21 protein-coding genes are annotated in these 20,729 nt (G+C 34.4%); 16 read left to right on the top strand and 5 right to left on the bottom strand.

What is annotated here, in order from left to right; all coding sequences use genetic code 11:
• Positions 1-81 precede the first annotated feature (81 nt).
• The 10 genes from ACH0B5_RS05595 to ACH0B5_RS05640 all read left to right on the top strand — a co-directional run bounded on the left by ACH0B5_RS05595 (position 82) and on the right by ACH0B5_RS05640 (position 8,951).
• The gene (locus ACH0B5_RS05595; protein WP_122970667.1) at positions 82-684 is read left to right on the top strand and encodes a YdhK family protein; all 603 of its coding nucleotides are present in this window, start codon (positions 82-84) and stop codon (positions 682-684) included.
• 292 nt (positions 685-976) lie between these two features.
• Positions 977-2,173 carry an aminotransferase-like domain-containing protein gene (locus ACH0B5_RS05600; protein WP_122970666.1) on the top strand — a complete coding sequence of 399 codons (1,197 nt, stop codon included), beginning with the start codon at positions 977-979 and terminating at the stop codon, positions 2,171-2,173.
• Between the two features lie 150 nt (positions 2,174-2,323).
• Positions 2,324-3,619 (top strand): arsenic transporter, encoded by a 1,296-nt coding sequence (locus ACH0B5_RS05605; protein ID WP_122970665.1) that lies wholly within the window; start codon positions 2,324-2,326, stop codon positions 3,617-3,619.
• 12 nt (positions 3,620-3,631) lie between these two features.
• Entirely contained in the window at positions 3,632-4,054 is a 423-nt protein-coding gene (arsC, locus tag ACH0B5_RS05610) for an arsenate reductase (thioredoxin) (RefSeq protein WP_122970664.1), read from the top strand.
• A 193-nt stretch (positions 4,055-4,247) separates the two neighbouring features.
• Positions 4,248-4,694, top strand: coding sequence for a MarR family winged helix-turn-helix transcriptional regulator (locus tag ACH0B5_RS05615; protein ID WP_406927520.1), 447 nt, complete (start codon positions 4,248-4,250; stop codon positions 4,692-4,694).
• Positions 4,695-4,766: 72 nt separating this feature from the next.
• Complete coding sequence (locus ACH0B5_RS05620) at positions 4,767-6,134, top strand: NAD(P)-binding domain-containing protein (protein ID WP_406927521.1); 1,368 nt, start codon at positions 4,767-4,769, stop codon at positions 6,132-6,134.
• 12 nt (positions 6,135-6,146) lie between these two features.
• Positions 6,147-6,362, top strand: a complete 216-nt coding sequence (locus ACH0B5_RS05625; RefSeq protein WP_122970661.1) for a hypothetical protein — start codon at positions 6,147-6,149, stop codon at positions 6,360-6,362.
• 84 nt (positions 6,363-6,446) lie between these two features.
• Entirely contained in the window at positions 6,447-6,935 is a 489-nt protein-coding gene (locus tag ACH0B5_RS05630) for a GNAT family N-acetyltransferase (protein ID WP_122970660.1), read from the top strand.
• A gap of 216 nt (positions 6,936-7,151) precedes the next feature.
• Positions 7,152-7,373 (top strand): hypothetical protein, encoded by a 222-nt coding sequence (locus ACH0B5_RS05635; protein ID WP_241559255.1) that lies wholly within the window; start codon positions 7,152-7,154, stop codon positions 7,371-7,373.
• Between the two features lie 216 nt (positions 7,374-7,589).
• Positions 7,590-8,951, top strand: coding sequence for an amino acid permease (locus ACH0B5_RS05640; RefSeq protein ID WP_406927522.1), 1,362 nt, complete (start codon positions 7,590-7,592; stop codon positions 8,949-8,951).
• A gap of 5 nt (positions 8,952-8,956) precedes the next feature.
• On the opposite strand, the gene ACH0B5_RS05645 is transcribed toward ACH0B5_RS05640, so the two are convergent.
• Positions 8,957-9,586 (bottom strand): LysE family transporter, encoded by a 630-nt coding sequence (locus tag ACH0B5_RS05645; RefSeq protein WP_406927523.1) that lies wholly within the window; start codon positions 9,584-9,586, stop codon positions 8,957-8,959.
• Positions 9,587-9,701: 115 nt separating this feature from the next.
• Between ACH0B5_RS05645 and ACH0B5_RS05650 the strand changes: the two genes are divergently transcribed.
• Entirely contained in the window at positions 9,702-10,037 is a 336-nt protein-coding gene (locus ACH0B5_RS05650; RefSeq protein ID WP_122970659.1) for a hypothetical protein, read from the top strand.
• A 222-nt stretch (positions 10,038-10,259) separates the two neighbouring features.
• On the opposite strand, the gene ACH0B5_RS05655 is transcribed toward ACH0B5_RS05650, so the two are convergent.
• The 4 genes from ACH0B5_RS05655 to ACH0B5_RS05670 form a co-directional block, all read right to left on the bottom strand.
• A complete protein-coding gene (locus tag ACH0B5_RS05655) occupies positions 10,260-10,775 on the bottom strand; it encodes a hypothetical protein (protein ID WP_122970658.1) in 516 nt (171 codons plus the stop codon).
• Positions 10,776-10,796: 21 nt separating this feature from the next.
• A complete protein-coding gene (locus ACH0B5_RS05660; RefSeq protein ID WP_406927524.1) occupies positions 10,797-11,255 on the bottom strand; it encodes a hypothetical protein in 459 nt (152 codons plus the stop codon).
• Positions 11,256-11,473: 218 nt separating this feature from the next.
• Positions 11,474-11,746: a hypothetical protein gene (locus ACH0B5_RS05665; RefSeq protein ID WP_406927525.1), complete on the bottom strand. Its 273-nt coding sequence runs from the start codon at positions 11,744-11,746 to the stop codon at positions 11,474-11,476.
• Positions 11,747-12,536: 790 nt separating this feature from the next.
• Positions 12,537-14,729, bottom strand: a complete 2,193-nt coding sequence (locus tag ACH0B5_RS05670) for a DNA topoisomerase III (RefSeq protein ID WP_406927526.1) — start codon at positions 14,727-14,729, stop codon at positions 12,537-12,539.
• Between the two features lie 336 nt (positions 14,730-15,065).
• Here ACH0B5_RS05670 and ACH0B5_RS05675 point away from each other — a divergent pair, with 336 nt between their 5' ends.
• The 5 genes from ACH0B5_RS05675 (at position 15,066) to ACH0B5_RS05695 (ending at position 20,545) form a co-directional block, all read left to right on the top strand.
• Positions 15,066-16,700 (top strand): Na/Pi cotransporter family protein, encoded by a 1,635-nt coding sequence (locus tag ACH0B5_RS05675; protein WP_406927527.1) that lies wholly within the window; start codon positions 15,066-15,068, stop codon positions 16,698-16,700.
• A 164-nt stretch (positions 16,701-16,864) separates the two neighbouring features.
• On the top strand, positions 16,865-17,350 hold the full coding sequence (gene ybaK, locus ACH0B5_RS05680; RefSeq protein ID WP_406927528.1) for a Cys-tRNA(Pro) deacylase: 486 nt from the start codon (positions 16,865-16,867) through the stop codon (positions 17,348-17,350).
• Positions 17,351-17,379: 29 nt separating this feature from the next.
• A complete protein-coding gene (locus ACH0B5_RS05685; protein ID WP_341361752.1) occupies positions 17,380-18,048 on the top strand; it encodes a YczE/YyaS/YitT family protein in 669 nt (222 codons plus the stop codon).
• Between the two features lie 147 nt (positions 18,049-18,195).
• Positions 18,196-19,383 (top strand): glycine C-acetyltransferase, encoded by a 1,188-nt coding sequence (locus tag ACH0B5_RS05690; RefSeq protein WP_341361753.1) that lies wholly within the window; start codon positions 18,196-18,198, stop codon positions 19,381-19,383.
• 91 nt (positions 19,384-19,474) lie between these two features.
• Positions 19,475-20,545, top strand: coding sequence for a nucleotide kinase (locus ACH0B5_RS05695; protein WP_406927529.1), 1,071 nt, complete (start codon positions 19,475-19,477; stop codon positions 20,543-20,545).
• Positions 20,546-20,729: the final 184 nt, after the last annotated feature.

A 20,729-nucleotide genomic window follows, 5' to 3' on the forward strand; every position in this document is an offset into this window, starting at 1 on the left:
TAATATGTAGTTATTTTCATGAATAGAAACGAGTTCAAAGTTCAATCCTTAATATAGAAAGAGAATATTAGGAGGATTAGAATGGGTCATAAATTATTAACTAGCATCATGACAATTGTTGCAGCCCTTTCATTGGCAGCTTGCGGAGTAAATGATACGAATAATGGAGATACGACGGAAACGGGTACGAATGTTACGAATAATCAAGAAGGAATGGATAAACAGCCAGAAGCAGATGGCGGACATGGTGAACATACTGAGCATAATGGGCAAGTACCAGAAGGGTTAAAAGAAGCAGAAAATCCTAAGTATCCAGTTGGTAGTACAGCCATTGTAAACGCAAGTCATACAGATGGAATGGAAGGGGCAGTAGCAACGATAAAGGCTGCCTATGATACGACGGTTTATTCCGTTTCTTACACACCTACGAACGGTGATCCTTATGAGGAAAATCATAAATGGTTTGTAGAAGGGGAATTGGACCCGGTTGACGAAGGAACGTTAGATCAAGGGGCTGATGTAATTATTAACGCAGACCATTTAGAGGGTATGTTAGGTGCGCAAGGCGTCATTGATACTGTTGAAGAGACAACTGTTTATGTGGTTGATTATACGAACTCATTAGGAGAAACTGTAACAGATCATTATTGGTTAAAAGAAAGTGAATTAGCCCCAGAGCAATAATCGGGTGCCCAATTAAAGTGCTTCTTTAATTGGGTATTTTTTTTATTTCGAAAGTAACATAAGAAGGGTAACTTGAAACTTGTTTTATAAAAGCAAAAGTTAGAATAATGTTAACTTAATATTGAATAAAATAAGAGTATTCCAGCAAATTCATGTTAATGGCAATGTGCAAATTCCATGTTTCAAATGAATTTTTACAATTACTCTTTGAAATTTTTAGAATAGTCTGATAAAATCGGATAACACTGATTAATTCATAATCAGCGACTATCAAACAAAAGAGGGAAATAAAATGAAGTACTCCGAAAAAATTTTAAATACGCCATCATCGTTTATTCGAAATATTTTAAAGGTGACAGATGCACCAGATGTCATTTCCTTTGCAGGAGGATTACCAAATCCTATCTCGTTTCCGATTGAAGATTTACAAAAATCGATTCATTGTGCCATTGAAGAAAATGGAGCGAAATTATTCCAATATTCTACTACAGAAGGTTATTTACCATTACGCCAATATATTGCTGATAAATATAAAAAGGACTATGGCTTAAATTTCAATCCTGAAGATATTCTTATTACAACCGGTTCTCAACAAGCATTACAACTTATTTCGCAAGTTCTTGTAAATAAAGGAGAAGGAATTGTTATGGAAGAGCCTGGTTATTTAGGAGCTATTCAAGCCTTTACTTTAGCTGAACCAAGTTTTTATTCTGTTCAGTTAAAAGAAGATGGGCTAAATGTAGAACAATTGGAGAATACGTTAAAGCATAATCAGCATATTAAATTTATTTATCTTGTACCAAATTTTCATAACCCAACAGGTATTACATATACGAAAGATAATCGGGAAGCTATTTATGAAGTGATAAAAAAATATGATGTTGTTTTAATTGAAGATGATCCTTATGGTGAATTGCGTTGGAGTGGTGAAAAAATACCTTACATTGGTGCTGGACGTTTAGAGAATTCAGTATTGTTAGGTTCCTTCTCTAAAATTGTCACACCAGGGATGCGAATCGGCTATATGGCAACGAAAAATAAAGAACTTATGAATCATGTGAATACAGCTAAACAAGCAACGGATTTGCACACGAACATTTTTTCCCAAATGATTATTCACAAATATTTAGTAAACAATGATTTACGATCCCATATAGAAAAAATCGTTCAACTGTACAAAACTCAAGCCGAAACGATGTTAAATGCAATAGCAAAATATTTCCCTACTTATGTGAACTATACAAAACCAGATGGGGGCATGTTTATTTGGGTGACGCTTCCGGAAGGAACATCTTCTTTGGACTTATTTTATAAAGCGATGGAAGAAAAAGTAGCCTTCGTACCAGGAGATCCATTTTATACAAATAAATCGAACGTCAACACATTCCGTTTAAATTATACAAACACTTCTCCGGAAATAATCGAAGAGGGAATTAAACGATTAGGGAACATTCTATATTCTTTATCGTCTGAAAAACAAACTGTATAATGGTACAATCTAAAAGGTAGAAACGTTTATGGCGTTTTCTACCTTTTATAAGTGTAAATAAAGTTGATGGGATTGTATTCGTTATATAAGTGAATTATTATATAATCATACGATTATATATGAGCGTCAATGGTGTAGGAGGAACATGGATTGTTAACATCTGTTTTGGCAACAATTATTTTTTTAGTAACATTAATATTTGTTATTTGGCAGCCGAAAAGTTTAAATATCGGTTGGACCGCTTGTGGCGGAGCAATACTTGCATTATTAGTAGGTGTAGTTAATTTTGAAGACGTTAGTGAAGTTATAGGGATTACTTGGAATGCCACTTTATCTTTTGTAGCGATTATTTTGATCTCATTGATTTTAGATGAAATTGGGTTATTTGAATGGGCTGCTTTACATATGGCTAGAGCTGCAAAAGGTAATGGGATAAAAATGTTCGTTTATGTTAGTATTTTAGGCGCTATTGTCGCAGCATTATTTGCAAACGATGGAGCGGCTTTAATCTTAACACCTATTGTTTTAGCGATGGTTCGAAATTTAAATTTTCAAGAAAAAATGATTTTCCCATTCATTATGGCAAGTGGATTTATTGCAGATACAACATCACTACCGTTCATTGTAAGTAATTTAGTTAACATTGTGTCGGCCGATTTCTTTAGTATCGGATTTGTTGAATATGCTTCGAGAATGATTATTCCAAACATCTTCTCTTTAGTTGCAACAATTTCAGTATTACTAATTTACTTTAGAAAAAGTATTCCAAGGAATTATGACATTTCTAAATTAAGAAATCCAAATGAGGCAATTAAAGACCATAAAATGTTTCATTTGTCATGGTATGTACTTGCGTTATTATTAATTGGTTACTTTACAAGTGAATTTATTGGTACGCCAGTTTCAATCATTGCTGGTGTCATTGCAATATTTTTCTTATTAATGGCTAGAAGAAGTTCAGTCGTGAATACAACTGCTGTTGTAAAAGGGGCACCATGGAATATCGTCTTTTTTTCCATAGGAATGTATGTTGTTGTATATGGTTTAGGGAATGCTTGGTTAACAGGGTCATTAGCTAGTGTTATTGAAACCTTTGCACAACAAGGTTTATTTGTAGCTACAATTGCTATGGGCTTCATCGCAGCAATTTTGTCGTCTGTGATGAACAATATGCCAACTGTTATGATTGATGCGTTAGCCATTGCAGAAACGAATACTAGTGGGATTATAAGAGAAGCTCTTATCTATGCGAATGTAATTGGTTCTGATTTAGGTCCAAAAATTACACCAATTGGTTCTCTCGCAACGTTAGTTTGGTTACACGTTTTATCCCAAAAGGGAGTTAAAATCTCTTGGGGAACTTATTTAAAAACAGGGATTATACTTACAATACCAATATTATTTATTACGTTATTAGGTTTATTTTTAACTTTGCTTATTTTATAAAGGAGAATCACTGTGGCAAAAAAAACACTCTATTTCTTATGTACGGGAAACTCATGTCGAAGTCAAATGGCTGAAGGATGGGCAAAACAAATTTTATCATCAGATGAATGGGAAGTAAAAAGTGCTGGGATTGAAGCTCATGGAGTAAATCCAAATGCAATTAAAGCAATGAAAGAAATTGGAATTGATATTTCAAACCAAACATCCGATATTATCGATTTGGAAACATTAAATAATGCTGATTTAGTAGTTACTTTATGTGGTGATGCAGCAGATAAATGTCCTGTTACACCACCATCTGTAAAACGTGAACATTGGGGCTTTGATGATCCAGCGAAAGCACAAGGTACGGAAGAGGAAAAGTGGAAAGTGTTCGAGCGGGTTCGAGATGATATTGGAGCAAGAATAAGAAAGTTCAAAGAAACAGGTGAATAATGAAGGATTATTTCCGTTTTAAGAAGCTACCATTATGGTAGCTTTTTTTAATTTGGAAGCTATTCATTGGTTAGACGAATATTAGCAAGATACGTAGATGGTTTTACATAAAACTAAAATGGAATAAAAAAATTCAGAAAAATAGTTGTATTTTGCAAATAATTAGTGTATAAATAAATTAAGAGGTGAGATGATGGAAAACAAACGTGATATTTTCCATTTACTAACGAGAAGATTCGGTTTATTGGATAAAAATTGCTGTTCTGTAGGCAACTTTGATATATCAATCGTTCAAAGTCATATCCTTTATGAAATTGACAAACATGTTGAACCATCTATGCAGCAAATTGCCGAATCGTTAGCAATGGATATTACGACATTTAGTAGACAAATCCAAACATTAGTAAATATGGAACTAGTTAAAAAAACTCCTTCATCACAAGATAAACGAGTATCCATTTTGAGTTTAACTGTGCAAGGGAAATTCGTTGCAACAAGTACTGACCAATCAATGAATGCTTATTTAGACGAAGTATTTTCACATATGAATGAATTTGAAAGAGAGACTGTTATACGTTCGCTAAAATTATTAAATGAAGCGATGTCAAAATCCACAGTTTGCTGTAAACCATTATATTAAGCAAGAGAAATCTTGCTTTTATATTTAATTAATACTTGCAAAATACAAGTAAAATAATTAGGAGGTTTAATGATGAAAAATGAAAGAGACTTAGGCATTATAACGAATTGCTGTAGTTCACCAAGTCAATACGTTCATTCGGAAACGGATAAACACTCAAACGATCGTATGGATCAATTACCTATAGCTATTATCGGTGCTGGTCCGATTGGTTTGGCAGCTGCTGCTCATTTAGTGGATCGTGGCCAAAACTTTATACTGCTAGAGGCGGGTTCAGGAGTTGGTCATCATGTATTGGAATGGGGTCATGTACGCCTATTTTCCCCTTGGCAATATAACATTGATAAAGTTGCAAAAAAATTGTTAAAGAATAGTGGGTGGAATGAGCCCCCTAAAGATGTTCTTCCAATTGGTAAGGAGTTAGTAGAAAATTATTTAGAACCATTAGCAAAACTTCCAGCAATTGAAAAAAATCTTCACTTACATTCAAAAGTTGTGTCGATTAGCAAAAAGGGGCTAGATAAAATGAAAAATCTAGCACGGGAAGAATCATCCTTTATGATCTATGTCGAACAGCAAGGGATTACTAAAAGAATTGAAGCGAGGGCTGTAATTGATGCAACGGGAACATGGTCACAACCTAACCCAGTTAATGCAGATAATATTTGGACATCGGAAGAGCGAAAACTGAATGAACAAATATATTATGGCATTCCTGATATTAAAGGAAGCCATAGAGAAAGATACGAAGGAAAAAGGGTGGCAGTTGTTGGTGGTGGTCATTCCGCAATTAATACAATTCTAGAGCTTTCTCTACTTGGAGATAATGTGGAAATTTCCTGGATTATGAGAAAGAAAAGAGTAGAGGATGCACACGGAGGAGAAGAAAAAGATGCACTTAAAGGAAGAGGGGAACTAGGTAGTCGTATTCACCAATTAGTTGATGGGGGTTTTGTTAAAGTGTTAACACCTTTTACAATCCGCCAATTAAATTCAAATGAAAATGGTATTGATTTAATCGGAGAATATGAAGGGAATGAATTCACGTTATCCGGAATCGATGAAATTATTACGAACACAGGTAGCCGTCCAGACTTCTCCTTCCTACGGGAAATTAGATTAAGTGTAGATGCAGCAACTGAAAGTGTAGAGGCATTATCCCCATTAATAGATCCAAACCTTCATAGTTGTGGTACAGTACGGCCGCATGGTGAAGAAATATTAAGACAACCTGAAAAAAATTTTTATATAGTTGGGATGAAAAGTTACGGACGTGCCCCTACATTTTTAATGGCGACAGGTTATGAACAAATCCGTTCTATTGTTTCTTATCTTTCGGGGGACATAGAGGCTTCGAAAAGGGTAGAGCTTGAATTGCCTGAAACGGGAGTTTGTAGTATTAACTTAGTTTCTGATACTTCAAATTGTTGCTGTAACTAAGGGGGAATAAAAATGACTGTTAATCACGGTGGTAACTTGCCAAAAGAGTATTTCTTGGCTTATATAAACCTTGTGATGAATGCCCATAATTGTTCATTAAATCAGGCGGAAGATTATATGTTGGACCATTTTTTTAAAGGGAATATCTATTCTTTTGGAACCTACACTTATTCTAACTTTGTAAAAGCAGTTCAGGAATTTTCAGAAGTAAAAAGAACTATGACATAAAGTGAGTCAAAAAATAGATTTTTTAAGGATAACTCAACTCAGATGCTTTAGAGTTGAGTTATTTAAAAAAAAGGAGGAATGAAAATGGCTGTTGAAATTAGAACGATGGTGAAAGAGGATTGGGAAGATGTAAAGAACATTTATTTAGCAGGAATTGCAACGGGAAATGCAACCTTTGAGGTAACTGCACCTAGTTATGAAAAATGGGATAGCACCCATCACCCAACATGTCGATTTGTTGCGGTAGAAGGTAACGAATGCTTAGGTTGGGTTAGTTTAAGTCAAGTATCAAATCGTTCCTGCTACGCCGGGATTGGTGAGGACAGTATTTATATAGCACCAACTGCGAAAGGAAAAGGAATAGGTACAATGTTGCTAAATAAACTAATAGAAGAAAGTGAAAAATTAGGTTATTGGACATTGCAAACATCAATCTTCCCCGAAAATAAGGCCAGCCTTCATTTACACGAAAAAGCAGGTTTTCGAGTTGTTGGAATACGTGAAAAAATCGGGAAGTTAAATGGGGTTTGGAGGGACGTTGTCTTTTTAGAAAGAAGAAGTAATAAAATTTAACATAGTTAGTAGGAAGCCATGTTACTAAATTTTTATTTGTAACCTAATCTTGGGTATCTACCTTGGATAGATTGAAATGTTAACGACTGTTTCATGCACTCTTAATTAAGGGTGCTTTTTATTTTTGAGAACGACGGAAAGGTGAGAGTCCTATATTCTTTTTATGTATAAAAAGATTGATAATACTAAAATAGTACGGATGGAGGTGAAAAAATAGTGGATAAAAATAACAACCGTCGACAAGACCAAAACAACCGTGAAGAATTCGCAGAAGATTTAAATTTTAGCCGTAATCAAAACGAAAATAACCGTGAAGAGTTTGCTGAAGATTTAAATTTCAATCGCAACCAAGATGCAAACAATCGTGAAGAGTTTGCAGAGGATTTAAACTTAAACCGTGATCTTGATCAAAATAAAAACAACCGTGAAAATCGCTAAGGGAAAACCTAAGTGATGAACTTATAAACCCCGAATAGGGAACACTTACGTACAGTGTCCTTATTCGGGGTTTTTTAAAATAAAATTCCAACTTTCAATAAGGAAACTGCGTTATTTAAAATAGTGTTTTCTATCTTCTATTTTGTGATTTTATTTTTATGAATAAACTTTATTCCGACGCCAATAATAAATAGGAATTCAGGGGAGGTAGTTTTGGTGGAAATACCAGCACGTGTAGGAGGAAAAAATGAAAAAAATAGTGAAGGTAAGCTGAAATGGTGGCAACTTTCCTTAATTGGCGTTGGTTGTACAATTGGAACAGGTTATTTTCTCGGATCAGGTATTGGTATATCAAAAACTGGCCCTTCCATTGTGATTTCATTTATACTCGCTGGGCTAACAGCAATGATTGTTTCGGAGTTACTTGGAAAAATGTTTGTTCAGGATCCGCAAAAAGGTTCGTTTCGATCATATGCTAAAAAGGCTTTTGGACGTTGGGCTGGATTCAGTAGTGGATGGGTATATTGGTTTTCAGAAATGCTTATTTCCGGTAGTCAATTGACAGCCCTTTCGATTTTAACTCGCTTCTGGTTTCCGAACATTCCGTTATGGATTTTGGCTTCGATTTATGCTGCCCTAGGAATTATCGTCGTATTAATCGGAACAAAAGGTTTTGAGAGAGCAGAAAACTTATTTGCAGTCATGAAAGTCGCCGCTATTTTTATGTTCATTATACTTGCTACCCTTTTGCTTTTTGGATTTTTCGGTGGTAGTATTCGTGACTTTAATGTTCCGAACACTCCAGATGAATTATTTGCCAATGGATTAACTGGTTTATGGTCATCCTTAATTTTTGGTTTTTATGCTTTTGGTGGTATTGAAATCATGGGTATTTTATCAGTAAGGCTCGAACAAAAGAAAGAAGTAATCAAATCGACGACAGTCATGTTAATCATGTTATTGTCCATTTATATAATTTCTATAGTTTTGGCTTCAACTTTAGTTGCATTTGATCAGTTTAATGCCGAAGAAAGTCCCTTTGTTATTGCTCTAGCGGATTACAATTTAAATTTTTTCCCTCATGTATTTAATGCAGGAATTATTATTGCAGGTTTTTCTACAATGGCTGCTTCTTTATTTGCGGTCACTAGTATGCTTGTTACGATGGCTGAAGAAGGAGATGCACCGAAACTTTTTTCAAAAAAAGGGAAACTTAAAGTGCCACCTTTCGCATTAGCATTAACGATTTCCATTTTAGTCATTTCGATTGTTATTTCTAGACTCGTACCAGACAAAGTATATGAGTATATTACAACAGCAGCTGGATTAATGCTCATTTATAATTGGTTTTTTATTCTTGTATCATTCCCTAAACTAATCGAAGCAACAACCTTTGACCATATAAAGCGAATTTCAGCGATGTTACTAATATTACTTGCAGTAAGCGGCACTATTTTTGATAAAACGAATCGCATGGGTTTTTTCGTTAGTATACTCTTCGTTGCATTGGTCTTGATTGTCATACTATTTATGCGAAAAGGGAAGAAGAAAAAAAACGAATTACCTCGTGGGGTTTAACTTTGTCATGAGAGAAATAGTAATTTAAAGGCTTGTACACCAAAATACACGCCAAATCCAATGAGTGATGTTCCTGATATGATTGAAATAGCACCTAATAATTTTGTTGTTAAAATTTTTCTGAAGCTACTAGCAATAAAAGCCATCGTAACGTCCCAAATGAATAATCCGACAAATATAGCTAGGCTATACAAAATAATATGGTTAATGTCGTAAGTGGAAACCGTTTTTGCAAGAACAGAACCAAAAATACCTAGCCAGAAAAGCATTGATAGTGGGTTTGTGATGGATAATAAAAAACCGTAAAAGAATGACTTTTTTAATGATTTTTCCTTAACGGTTTTCATTTTCACTTCTTTACCAGCATTCACAATGCTATCAACGCCTGTATAAATAAGAACAAAACAGCCGAATGACCATAATAATGTTTGCATAAATGGTGTTTCAAGAAAATGAAACACCCCTAAATAAACAATAAGCATATAGATAGCATCAGCTAACATTGCACTTAATCCGACTAGCCATGCATGTCCAAAGCCACCATATATACCTTTCGTTAATTGTGCTGCGTTTACGGGACCGATAGGGGCAGCAAGTGATATCCCTAGAAAAACGTATCCAAAAAATATACTCATTTTATAACTCCTTTAGTAACAGATAGATGGTTTTTACCATCCTATTCATTCTTTGAACGTAATAGGACAGATTATTAAATCTTCACAATCTAAATATTTTTAAGGAGTAGAACTAATGCCCGTTTATGTATATCAGACCTTTGAAATTAACCAAGGAAAATTTAAAGAGGCCATCGAAAACTTACAAAACATTAAAAAATACCGAAATGAACATTATGATCATACTGTTGAAGTGTTCATTCCTATTACTGGTCAAGATTATAAGTATGCACTACTTGCAACATACGAGGGGTTAGGGGAAATGGAAATTCAAAATCGTAAAATGTACGATGATGATGAGTATTTAAAGTTAATTGGTGATTTTTTCTTAGAACATGTTGTTCAAGGAACGATGTATACTCAAATGTTCCGGGGGATTAATAAAAAGATTTCGAGTAAAGAAGAGAAATAAGAATATTTTAATATTGTCCCATTATTTTTCGAGTAATGGAATATTATTAAATGATAAAAAGCCATACTTACAGCGTAAAAAAGATGTAAGTATGGTTTTCATATATAGTTAATCTAATTTTAGTCCTTTTAAAGCTTCTGCCAACGCGTTATTTATATGTTCTTCTATTTTTTATTGTTAGAAAATCTTTATAAAAAGTTGTATTATAGACCCTAAATTTTCTTATTTCCCCAGTAATAAGTTTAACATAGAATTTATTTTCATTATAATATTGCTATATGTGTTACTACCAGTTATTTTCATATGATTATAGAAGAAAATTTTCCCTCCCTTTAATAAGTTGATTAGGAACTCATTATTTGGCAATTTAAACATCTCGTCCCCTAATTTAATATTTATTACATCATTATTCATTTTTTTGAAAGATAGTTTTATTTCATAACCTGGTAGAATAGTCTCGACAAATTCCTCCATTAAATAAGTATGGATTATGTCTGTAAAAACCATCCAATAAATCGGAAGGTAGTCTAAAAACTCCTCACCAAAGATGATCAAATCATTATGAAGAATTCTAATAAAACCGTAATAATACTCATCTTTGCTATTTTTAATAATGCGTTCAATTTCCTGATACCTATCTTTATCCTCAATGTTTATAAACTTCTTTTCAAAATCTTTAGGTGTTAATGGAACTTTCACTTCAATATTTGGGACTAATATAAATGTTTCTACTTTCATAGAATTAACCCTCCGCTTCATTTAAGGAGCAATATAGGTAGTTAATGGATACAATTGAGTAACTCTATTATTAACTAAATCTACACCTACTCTATATGTTATACCATTATAAGTGTAAGTTATTTGATTTGTGAAACTCCAACCTTTACTTCTTGCAGCGCTAATAGCAGTTGCATTTCTTTGAACTGCTTGACTTGCAATGTGATCAAGTGTCCTAGTACTCATATTTTTTACAAAAAACGTTTGTCCATTTTGTGGAGCTCTTATTCCAGCATTCCAGTAATTCATATGATGTCTTTGAAGGAAGTGCTGCATATCTTGTTTGGTAATTTTATAAGACCTACCACCAGCAGAAAAGACACGAGGAGAGTAATTTGCGATTACAGGTGCTACTCTGCTAACGGGTTGTGAAGTAACTGTTGCCAGGGTAGCTGAGGTTGCAGTTCTCTTCAAATAATAACGGTATGTTCCACTTACCAACGCTCTTACTGCTATTACTGCAATATATCCACAAGGTGGGCCACACATTATTTGGTATTCATCTTTTCTAATTGCTTCATCGGGTACAAAGTTATCTTCTAAAGTAATAGGAGAGTGTAGTTCTAATTCTTCTTGTCTTTCGAAGTAATCTATAAATTCTTTTTCGCCTTCAGTATTTACTAAGTAGCTAGTTGTTTTTATTAGTTTTATATTATTTTCTATAGAATACTTTTCATGATATTCATATTCTTCATGACCGATAGAAGTCTGTATATTTTTTCATTTTCAGTCTCTTTTATTATAGTCGATGGGAAAATATTAAGGTCATCTGATGACAATGAGCTTGAATTTTCGGATTTTTCATTTTCTAAAATTATTTTATCTGATTCTGCATCTAAGGCTTGAGCAACTGTACTAAGTGGTACTAGAACTGCATTTAAAATCAAAAGTATTAGTGTAAACCAAATCATTCTTTTTAATAATTGTTGCACATTATAACACTCCTTTTTATATTATATTTTACAGAGTATAATTGGTTTATATATACTCTTTATACAAATATATACAATTAATGAGTTGTAGGCAATCTCCTCTTTATTTAACTTCTAATAAATTATATATGTATTAGAAACACTGTTGAGATATTGTGTTGTAGTTAATATTAATAAAAAATATAGTAATAAAATAATGGTTAACTTTTTATGCAAGATAGGTTACCTTCTTTAAGAGTTTAAAGAAATATCAAAATAAACAATTAAAGCGTGAAATTAAATTAAAACGAATTTCTATTATTACAACAAAGAAATGAAAATTCCTATTCATATGTTCTAAAAGTTATGGCGAAAAGCCTGGTATTAGCTGAGAAACCTTCGGTAGCTCACGGTATTTAGATGTACTAAAATACAATAATAAAGGTTACGACTATTTATATGGAAATCGATATATTGTTGGTCACTAGGATATCCTGGTAGATCCAGAAAGTTACGATCTAAAAACGTGGAATATAGAAGATTTACCCTGTTACCTGACCATTTAAATTAATGGTTATTAAGCAATCTTGTAAGCAATTTAACTCCTTAAAAGCCCAATTTTTACATGTAACATGCCTCCAACGAATGATTTTATTTCTTCACTGAGTGGTAAAGTCGGAAGATTATTTAAAGAAATGGATCAAAAAGAATTTGAAGAAATTTTAGTGAAGATAAAATAATTCATTTGATTTAAATAAAGCACCTTAATTATTGAAAGTATTCAATAATTAAGGTGCTTAAATCATTAGACTTAATCAATTTTTATTCCTTTTAATAAATCTGCAAAAGGATTATTTAAAGGTTCTGCCTCTTTTTCTTGCTGTTTCAAGTACTTTTGTACACTTCGTTTATCCACTTTTCCTCCGCCTTCTTTTTTACGTCTTGCTTCAAAAGTCGATAATTTTTCACGATAGCCACATTTACATACGAATATTTGGCCATCTCCTTCACCGCGTAACTCTAACTTTTTCTTACATTGAGGACAACGAGCATTGGTCACACGGGATACGTTTTTGCGATGGCCGCATTCCCGATCTTGGCAAACGAGCATTTTTCCTTTTTTGCCGTTTACTTCTAACATCGGTTTTCCACAATCAGGACAAGACTTTGTGGAAATGTTATCATGTTTATATTTTTTATCGCTTGATTTAATTACTGAAACAATTTCTTTTGTATAATTTTTCATTTCAGAAATGAAGACTTCTTTTTTCAATTTACCGTGGGCGATTTTGTCCAATTTTTGTTCCCATTCAGCTGTTAAAGTAGGGGACTTCAAATCTTCTGGTACTAAATCTAAAAGCTGGCGACCTTTGGATGTGATATAAATCTCTTTACCGCCACGTTTTTCGATTAAGAAAGAATTAAATAATTTATCGATGATGTCTGCTCGAGTTGCAACGGTCCCTAAACCACCTGTAGATTTTAACGTTTCAGCTAATTGTTTGTTTTGAGTGTCCATATATTTCACAGGGTTTTCCATAGCGGACAGTAGTGTTGCTTCAGTGAATCGAGCAGGCGGTTTTGTTTGACCTGAAGTTTGAGCAATTAATTGAGTCGTTAAAGTTTGCCCTTTTTCTATTCGTGGCAAAATTTGCTCTTTCACTTCATCTGCTGTTTCTTCATCATCGAACCGGTTTTCATAAACTTCTTTCCAACCGCTCGATAAAATTGTTTTTCCCCGGGCAATGAAAGTTTCATCCCCAATTTTAGCGCTTAAGGTTAATTGTTCATATTCAAAAGCAGGGAATAGGACAGCTAAGAAACGTTTTACAACTAAATCGTATATTTTACGTTCTTTATCATTAAAATTAGAGAAATTCACATATCCTTCTGTTGGAATGATGGCATGGTGATCGCTTACTTTACTATCATCAACAAAGGATTTGTTCGCTTTAATTGGTTTGGATAATACTTTATTTGTCAGTTGACGATATTCACCAATACCACAAGCTTTCAGTCTCTCGGGCAATGTTGCTACAATATCGCTGGAAAGATAACGAGAGTCTGTACGAGGATATGTTAAAACTTTATGCTGCTCATACAATTTTTGCATAATATTTAATGTTTCTTTTGCGGAATAACCAAATATTTTATTGGCATCCCGTTGAAGTTCTGTTAAGTCATAAAGGCCAGGTGCAAATGTCTTTTTTGCTTTTCGATCAATGCTCGTAACGATAGCATTTTGTTTACCTAGTTTCTTAACAATAGCATCCATTTTTTCTTTATTAAAACTTCGGGTATTTCCTTGAGCATCTTGCCATGTTAATTTTAAGTTTTCTGTTGTTTGTGCTTCAATTCCATAATAAGTTTGTGGTTTGAAGTTTTTAATTTCATCTTCTCTTTTCGCAATAATCGCAACGGTCGGTGTTTGAACTCGACCACAATTTAATTGGGCGTTAAAACGAGTAGTTAAAGCTCTTGTTGCATTTAACCCGATATACCAATCTGCTTCGGAACGAGCGACGGCAGAAGCATATAAGTTTTCGTAGGCTTTCCCAGGCTTTAAATTTTTAAAACCTTCTAATATTGCTTTATCGGTTACCGATGATATCCATAAACGTTTAATCGGTTTTCGAACTTTTGCTTTCTCAATAATCCACCGGGCTACAAGTTCTCCTTCTCGGCCAGCATCCGTTGCAATAATAATTTCTGAAACATCACTACGTAATAATTGGGTTTTTACCGCGTTAAATTGTTTACCAGATTGCTTAATTACCGTTAGTTTTAAACGTTCAGGCAACATTGGTAAATCTTCTAAATTCCACGTTTTATATTTCGTATCATAACTTTCAGGGTCAGCAAGGGTTACTAAATGACCTAATGCCCAAGTTACAATATATTTCTCTCCTTCTAAATAACCGTTTCCTTTTTTATTGCACTTTAAAACTCGAGCTATGTCGCGCGCTACAGATGGTTTTTCAGCTAGCACTAAGCTTTTTGCCATAACAAAACATCCTTTCTACATTCCGTAAGTTTAAATATAGCATAGGTTTAATATACTTTCAGTCGATAAAACTACATGGCGTACTTTTGAGTACAGGCTCTCTTTTGTTTTGGGTAAGGTTTTAGGAAACACTTAAGTGATATATTTAAATATAATTGTTTGAAAATTTGAACAAACTATTAATTATAAAAGGTAAATGTTGTGCAGGTGTCAAAAAAACAAACGAATTGTAAAGCTATTGTAAATTTTATATTTCAGTTTTGTAATAACGTTTACATCACATGTGAGAATAATGAATAATAGTGACGACAACATCGAAAGGGTGAAACAAAAAAGATGGATTGGCAGACGATGATTTTCCAATTTTTAGGTGGGCTAGGTTTATTCTTATTTGCAATAAAGTATATGGGGGACGGTCTCCAAAAGGCAGCGGGGGATCGTCTTCGTGAAATATTAGATAGATTTACGACAAATCCATTAATGGGTGTTTTAGTCGGAATAGTTGTAACAGTATTAATTCAATCAAGTTCAGGAACAACGGTTATTACCGTTGGGCTAGTTAGTGCTGGATTTATGACGCTACGCCAAGCTATTGGGGTTATAATGGGGGCCAACATTGGTACGACTGTAACAGCCTTTATAATTGGTTTTGATGTAGGGGCGTATTCTTACCCAATCATGGCACTTGGTGCTGTACTATTATTCTTCTTTAAAAAGAATTCAGTTCAAAATATCGGCCAAATTTTATTCGGATTTGCAGGACTTTTCATTGGTTTAGAAATGATGGGCGATGGTATGAAACCGTTGCGAGACTGGGATGCCTTTATTGATTTAACAGTAAGCTTTAGTGATCACCCAATTTTAGGTGTTATTGCGGGGACATTGTTTACAGTCGTTGTTCAATCTTCATCGGCAACAGTAGGTATTTTACAAGGATTATATGCAGAAGGGTTGATTCCTTTACAAGGTGCACTTCCAGTATTGTTTGGGGATAATATAGGGACAACGATTACTGCTGTCTTAGCTGCTCTTGGTGCTTCAATTGTAGCTCGACGTGCTGCAGCTTCCCATGTAATTTTCAACTTAATTGGTACAATCATATTCCTATTGATCTTACCGTTATTTACAAATTATGTTGAATGGATTTCAGGCGTTTTAGAACTTGAAGATAAAATGCAAATTGCCTTTGCTCACGGTACATTTAACGTGATTAATACAATCATTCAACTTCCATTCGTTGGTGTGCTAGCATATATTGTGACAAAACTTGTTCCTGGTGAGGACAAGACAGTAGAGTATGCACCAAAACATTTAGATAAATCATTAATTGAACAATCTCCATCTATTGCTTTAGGACAAGCAAAGGAAGAGGTTGTGCGGATGGGTGAATTTGCCGTAAAAGGTCTTCAAGAGTCAATGGATTTCTTGTTCACAAGTGATACAAAGCATGTTGGAATGACGGTTCAACTAGAAGAGGCTATTAATAATTTAGATCGAATTACGACTGATTATCTCGTAGAGTTATCTAAAGAATCCCTTTCTGAACATGACTCGAAGGTACACCATTCATTACTTGAAAATATTCGGGATATTGAGCGAGTAGGGGATCATTTTGAAAACATTGTGGAACTTATTCAAACTAGAGAAATGAATCGTGTGAAGTTTAGTGATGATGCAAATCAAGAGTTAAAAGAAATGTTTGAGCTCGTATTAGATACGGTAAGTTTATCGGTATTAGCTTTAGATAAACAAAGTAAAGAATTTGCAAGAGAAGTAATAAGTAAAGAAGATCGTATCGATGAATTAGAACGGGTGTTACGTAAACGCCATATCCATCGATTAAATCGAGGCGAATGTTCCGCTTCAGCAGGTATTATTTACGCCGATATTGTAAGTAACTTAGAACGTGTTGGTGATCATGCCGTTAATATTGCTGAAACGATTTTAGAAGATAATCATCATATGATGTAGTTTCGAATAAAAAAGCGTCTAAACCGAAGTAAAGGTTTAGACGCTTTTTGATATTCCGCAATTTTATGACATTTTATTTTTCTACAAAAATTTATAAACGAAATTTGACAACTTTGTTATAGTAGATATAGGCTTTTTAATTATGTATAGGAGCGGTGATGAAAATGGCGAAAGGAAAACTAGTCAAAACTAACGCAGTTCGTTTATTGGATCAACAAAAAATCTCTTATAACTTAATTGAATATGATGTAGACGATCATATCGATGGTGTGAGTGTAGCAAAGAAAGTTGGATTTCCAGTTTCCCATGTGTTTAAAACTTTAGTTACGACAGCGGGAAGTGGGAAGTTTTTTGTTTTTGTCATTCCTGTATCCGAAGAACTCGATTTAAAAGGATGCGCAAAGATCTCAGGCGTTAAAAAATTAGAAATGCTACATGTGAAGGATTTGTTAGCAACAACTGGTTATGTTCGCGGTGGATGTTCACCTATTGGCATGAAAAAGTTATTTCCAACGTTTATAGATGAGTCTGTCAATCATCTTGAGTATATCGTAGTCAGCGCGGGGAAAATTGGTATGCAGATTAAATTACATCCTCAACATTTAATCAGCGTAACAAATGCACGCGTTGCGAAATTGACAGTATCATAGTTGTTTATTAATAGAAAGAAGGCTTAAAATTGGGAAGAGAATTAAAGTGGAAATGGCTGTTCTTCTTCATTGGGCTCATGGTGATGTCCCTTGGTGTCTCAATGATTATTAAAGGAAAAGCAGTTGGGGTAAGCTCATGGGATGTATTACATGTAGCATTATTTCATCATTTCGGGTTAACTGTTGGATCGTGGTCTATTTTAACGGGAATTGTAATTGTTGGATTAACTTCCCTTTATTTAAAAGAGTGGCCTAAACTAGCAACTATTATCAATATGTTACTATGTGGAACTTTTATTGACTTTTTTAATTGGATTTTACCAAATTCAACTGGATTAATAGTTGATTATATATATTTCTTGTTAGGTGTCATCGTTTTAGGGATAGGTTGTGCACTCTATATTTCTCCTAATCTTGGGGCTGGACCAAGGGATACATTGATGATCATTATTTCTGAAAAGTTTTCTTTATCTATCGGAAGTGCTCGATTATTGATGGAAGCATTAATTGCTTGTATCGGCTGGTTGTTAGGTGGCCCTATCGGATTAGGTACAATTATTATTGCTTTTTTTACAGGGTATATTGTGCAGTCGGCGCTCCCTTTTTTCCGAAACATGCTCCATACTAAATTAAATGAATCACTTACTGACAACGTTTTCCCTAGTCGGAAAACAGATAAACTCGCAAAAGAATCGTAGCTTTTGCGAGTTTTTTTGATATTGAATGGAATCTTTGAACAGATACAGTTACACTAAAGGGAGGGTGACTAAAATCAATCCCTCATGTAGAAAAATCCTTTGAATATGCTAAAATCTAACTAACTGAAGTAAAAGGGGATGAAATTCATGTCTAAAATTTTAGATGCATTTCTGAATGAAAATTTAGAAGCTTTACGAGACCAAGGGCTATATAACGAAATTGATGCCGTTGAAGGCGCTAATGGCCCAATGATTCAAGTAAATGGGAAACAATTAATTAACTTATCTTCAAACAACTATTTAGGCTTAGCAACAAATGAAGAATTAAAACAAGTAGCAAAGAAAGCTATTGATAAATATGGTGTAGGAGCAGGAGCTGTTCGTACAATCAATGGTACGATGGACCTTCATGTACTTTTAGAAGAAAAGCTTGCTGAATTTAAAGGAACAGAAAGTGCCATATCGTACCAATCCGGATTTAACTGTAATATGGCCGCTATTTCAGCGGTAATGGATAAAAACGATGCGATTCTTTCTGATCAATTAAACCATGCATCCATTATTGATGGTTGTAGGCTTTCAAAGGCAAAAATTATTGCTTATAATCATTCGGACATGGATGACCTTCGTGCAAAGGCAAAAGAAGCGAAAGAATCCGGTTTGTATAATAAAATTATGGTCATTACAGATGGTGTATTTTCGATGGATGGCGACATTGCTAAACTTCCAGAAATCGTTGAAATTGCAAAAGAGTTCGACTTAATTACTTATGTAGATGATGCTCATGGTTCAGGTGTAACAGGTAAAGGAAAAGGAACTGTAAAACATTTTGGACTGGAAAAAGAAATCGACTTCCAAATCGGTACTCTTTCGAAAGCGATTGGGGTAGTAGGTGGTTATGTGGCAGGGAAGAAAAAATTAATTGATTGGTTAAAAGTTCGTTCCCGTCCATTCCTATTTTCAACAGCTGTAACACCTGGCGATGTAGCAGCAATTACGCGTGCATTGCAAATGATTATGGATTCAACCGAATTGCACGACAAACTTTGGGAAAATGGCGACTACCTAAAAGCAGGCTTGAAAAAGCTAGGATTTAACATCGGTGCGTCAGAAACACCGATCACTCCATGTATTATTGGAGATGAAAAATTAACGCAACAATTTTCAAAGCGTCTTGTAGAAGAAGGGGTTTATGCAAAAGCAATCGTATTCCCAACTGTACCGAAAGGAACTGGTAGGGTACGTAATATGCCAACAGCTGCTCACACAAAAGAAATGCTTGACAACGCACTTGCGATCTATGAAAAAGTAGGCCGTGAATTAGGCGTAATTTAAAGATTGAGGTACCTAGTGAACGAAAACTAGGTACCTTTTTTAGGCTGGCGACATAAAAATAAGGTTAACAAATCGATGGAAGGATGAAGTTTTGACTGGGACAATAACATACTTTTTCGGGCAAGCAATGACTGGGCAAGGCATGAAACATTTATATAAAGAATTAATGAGCACAGAAGCAAACACAGTGTATCTTCTAAAAGGAGCACATAGTTTTAAAATATCTGATTTGCTTGGGAAACTTGCAAATCATTACAGTAACAAAGGAGTAGACGTTGAATACTTCCTTGATCTGCTTTTTGAAAATACCCTCGAGGCAATATTTGTAAAAAAACCATACAACATTCTTTACCTCCAAGCTACCAACCCATCTGTTGAACCTATAGTATTAGGAAAAAGAGATAAAGTCATTTCATTATATGATTGTCTAGATGAGCAGAAGCTTATTTTACATGGTGAGCAACTTGAGCAATTATATGAAACAAAAACAAATTATTATCAAAAATGCTTTTCTGCTTTAGCTAATGCGATTAAAATTCATGATGATTGGGAAGTAGAAACGAGAAGATATATGAACTGGCAAGGGCTAGATAAACAATTTGATGAACTAAAAAACGTTCTTTTTGGGGACGAAAAACAAGCTAAAATGGCAAAAACAACTCACCGTCTCCTTGGAACATTAACACCTGAAGGGGCACGAGATACGGTTCAAAGCATAACGCAAAATCTTGAAAGAAGGCTGTTTATAAAAGGTTACCCAGGCACTGGAAAGTCATCGATGATGAAAAAACTTGCCGACGAAGCTGCTTCAAGAGGATATGATGTGCAAATGGTATGGTGTGGCCTTGATTCAAATTCAGTTGATATGGTGATTTTACCAGAGCTAAATTTTTGTATTTTTGACAGCACTGAACCACATGTTTATTTCCCTGATGAAAGTCGAGTAGGGGATGAAATCTTTGACATTGCTCAGCATTGTCATCCAACAGAGGTTGAAGAGAACAATATACAAAAGATTGTTGCAAAATATAAATCAGCTATTTCTGATGCGACAGTTAATGCCAATTTGTATGCTCAGGAAGAGAGAAAAGTACGAGAGATAATAGATCAAGCAATCAATTTAGAAGAATTCGATAAACGGACAGAGGGATTATTTATATAAGCAACTAATTAGTTTTTACTTAAATTATATAGGGGTTTTAAATTGGGGCGTCCAAAAAGGAAAAGTTAATAGACGGCCCAGCCCCTATTCTGCTTTGCTCCTGCGGTACTTCGTAGCCTTATCGAAAAGAGCTTCAAATTCCTTATAAAATAACGACTTTGCTTCTTTTTTTACTATATGGGTA

It is taken from the genome of Ureibacillus sp. 179-F W5.1 NHS (genome assembly GCF_045369345.1).
Lineage (GTDB): Bacteria > Bacillota > Bacilli > Bacillales_A > Planococcaceae > Ureibacillus > Ureibacillus halotolerans.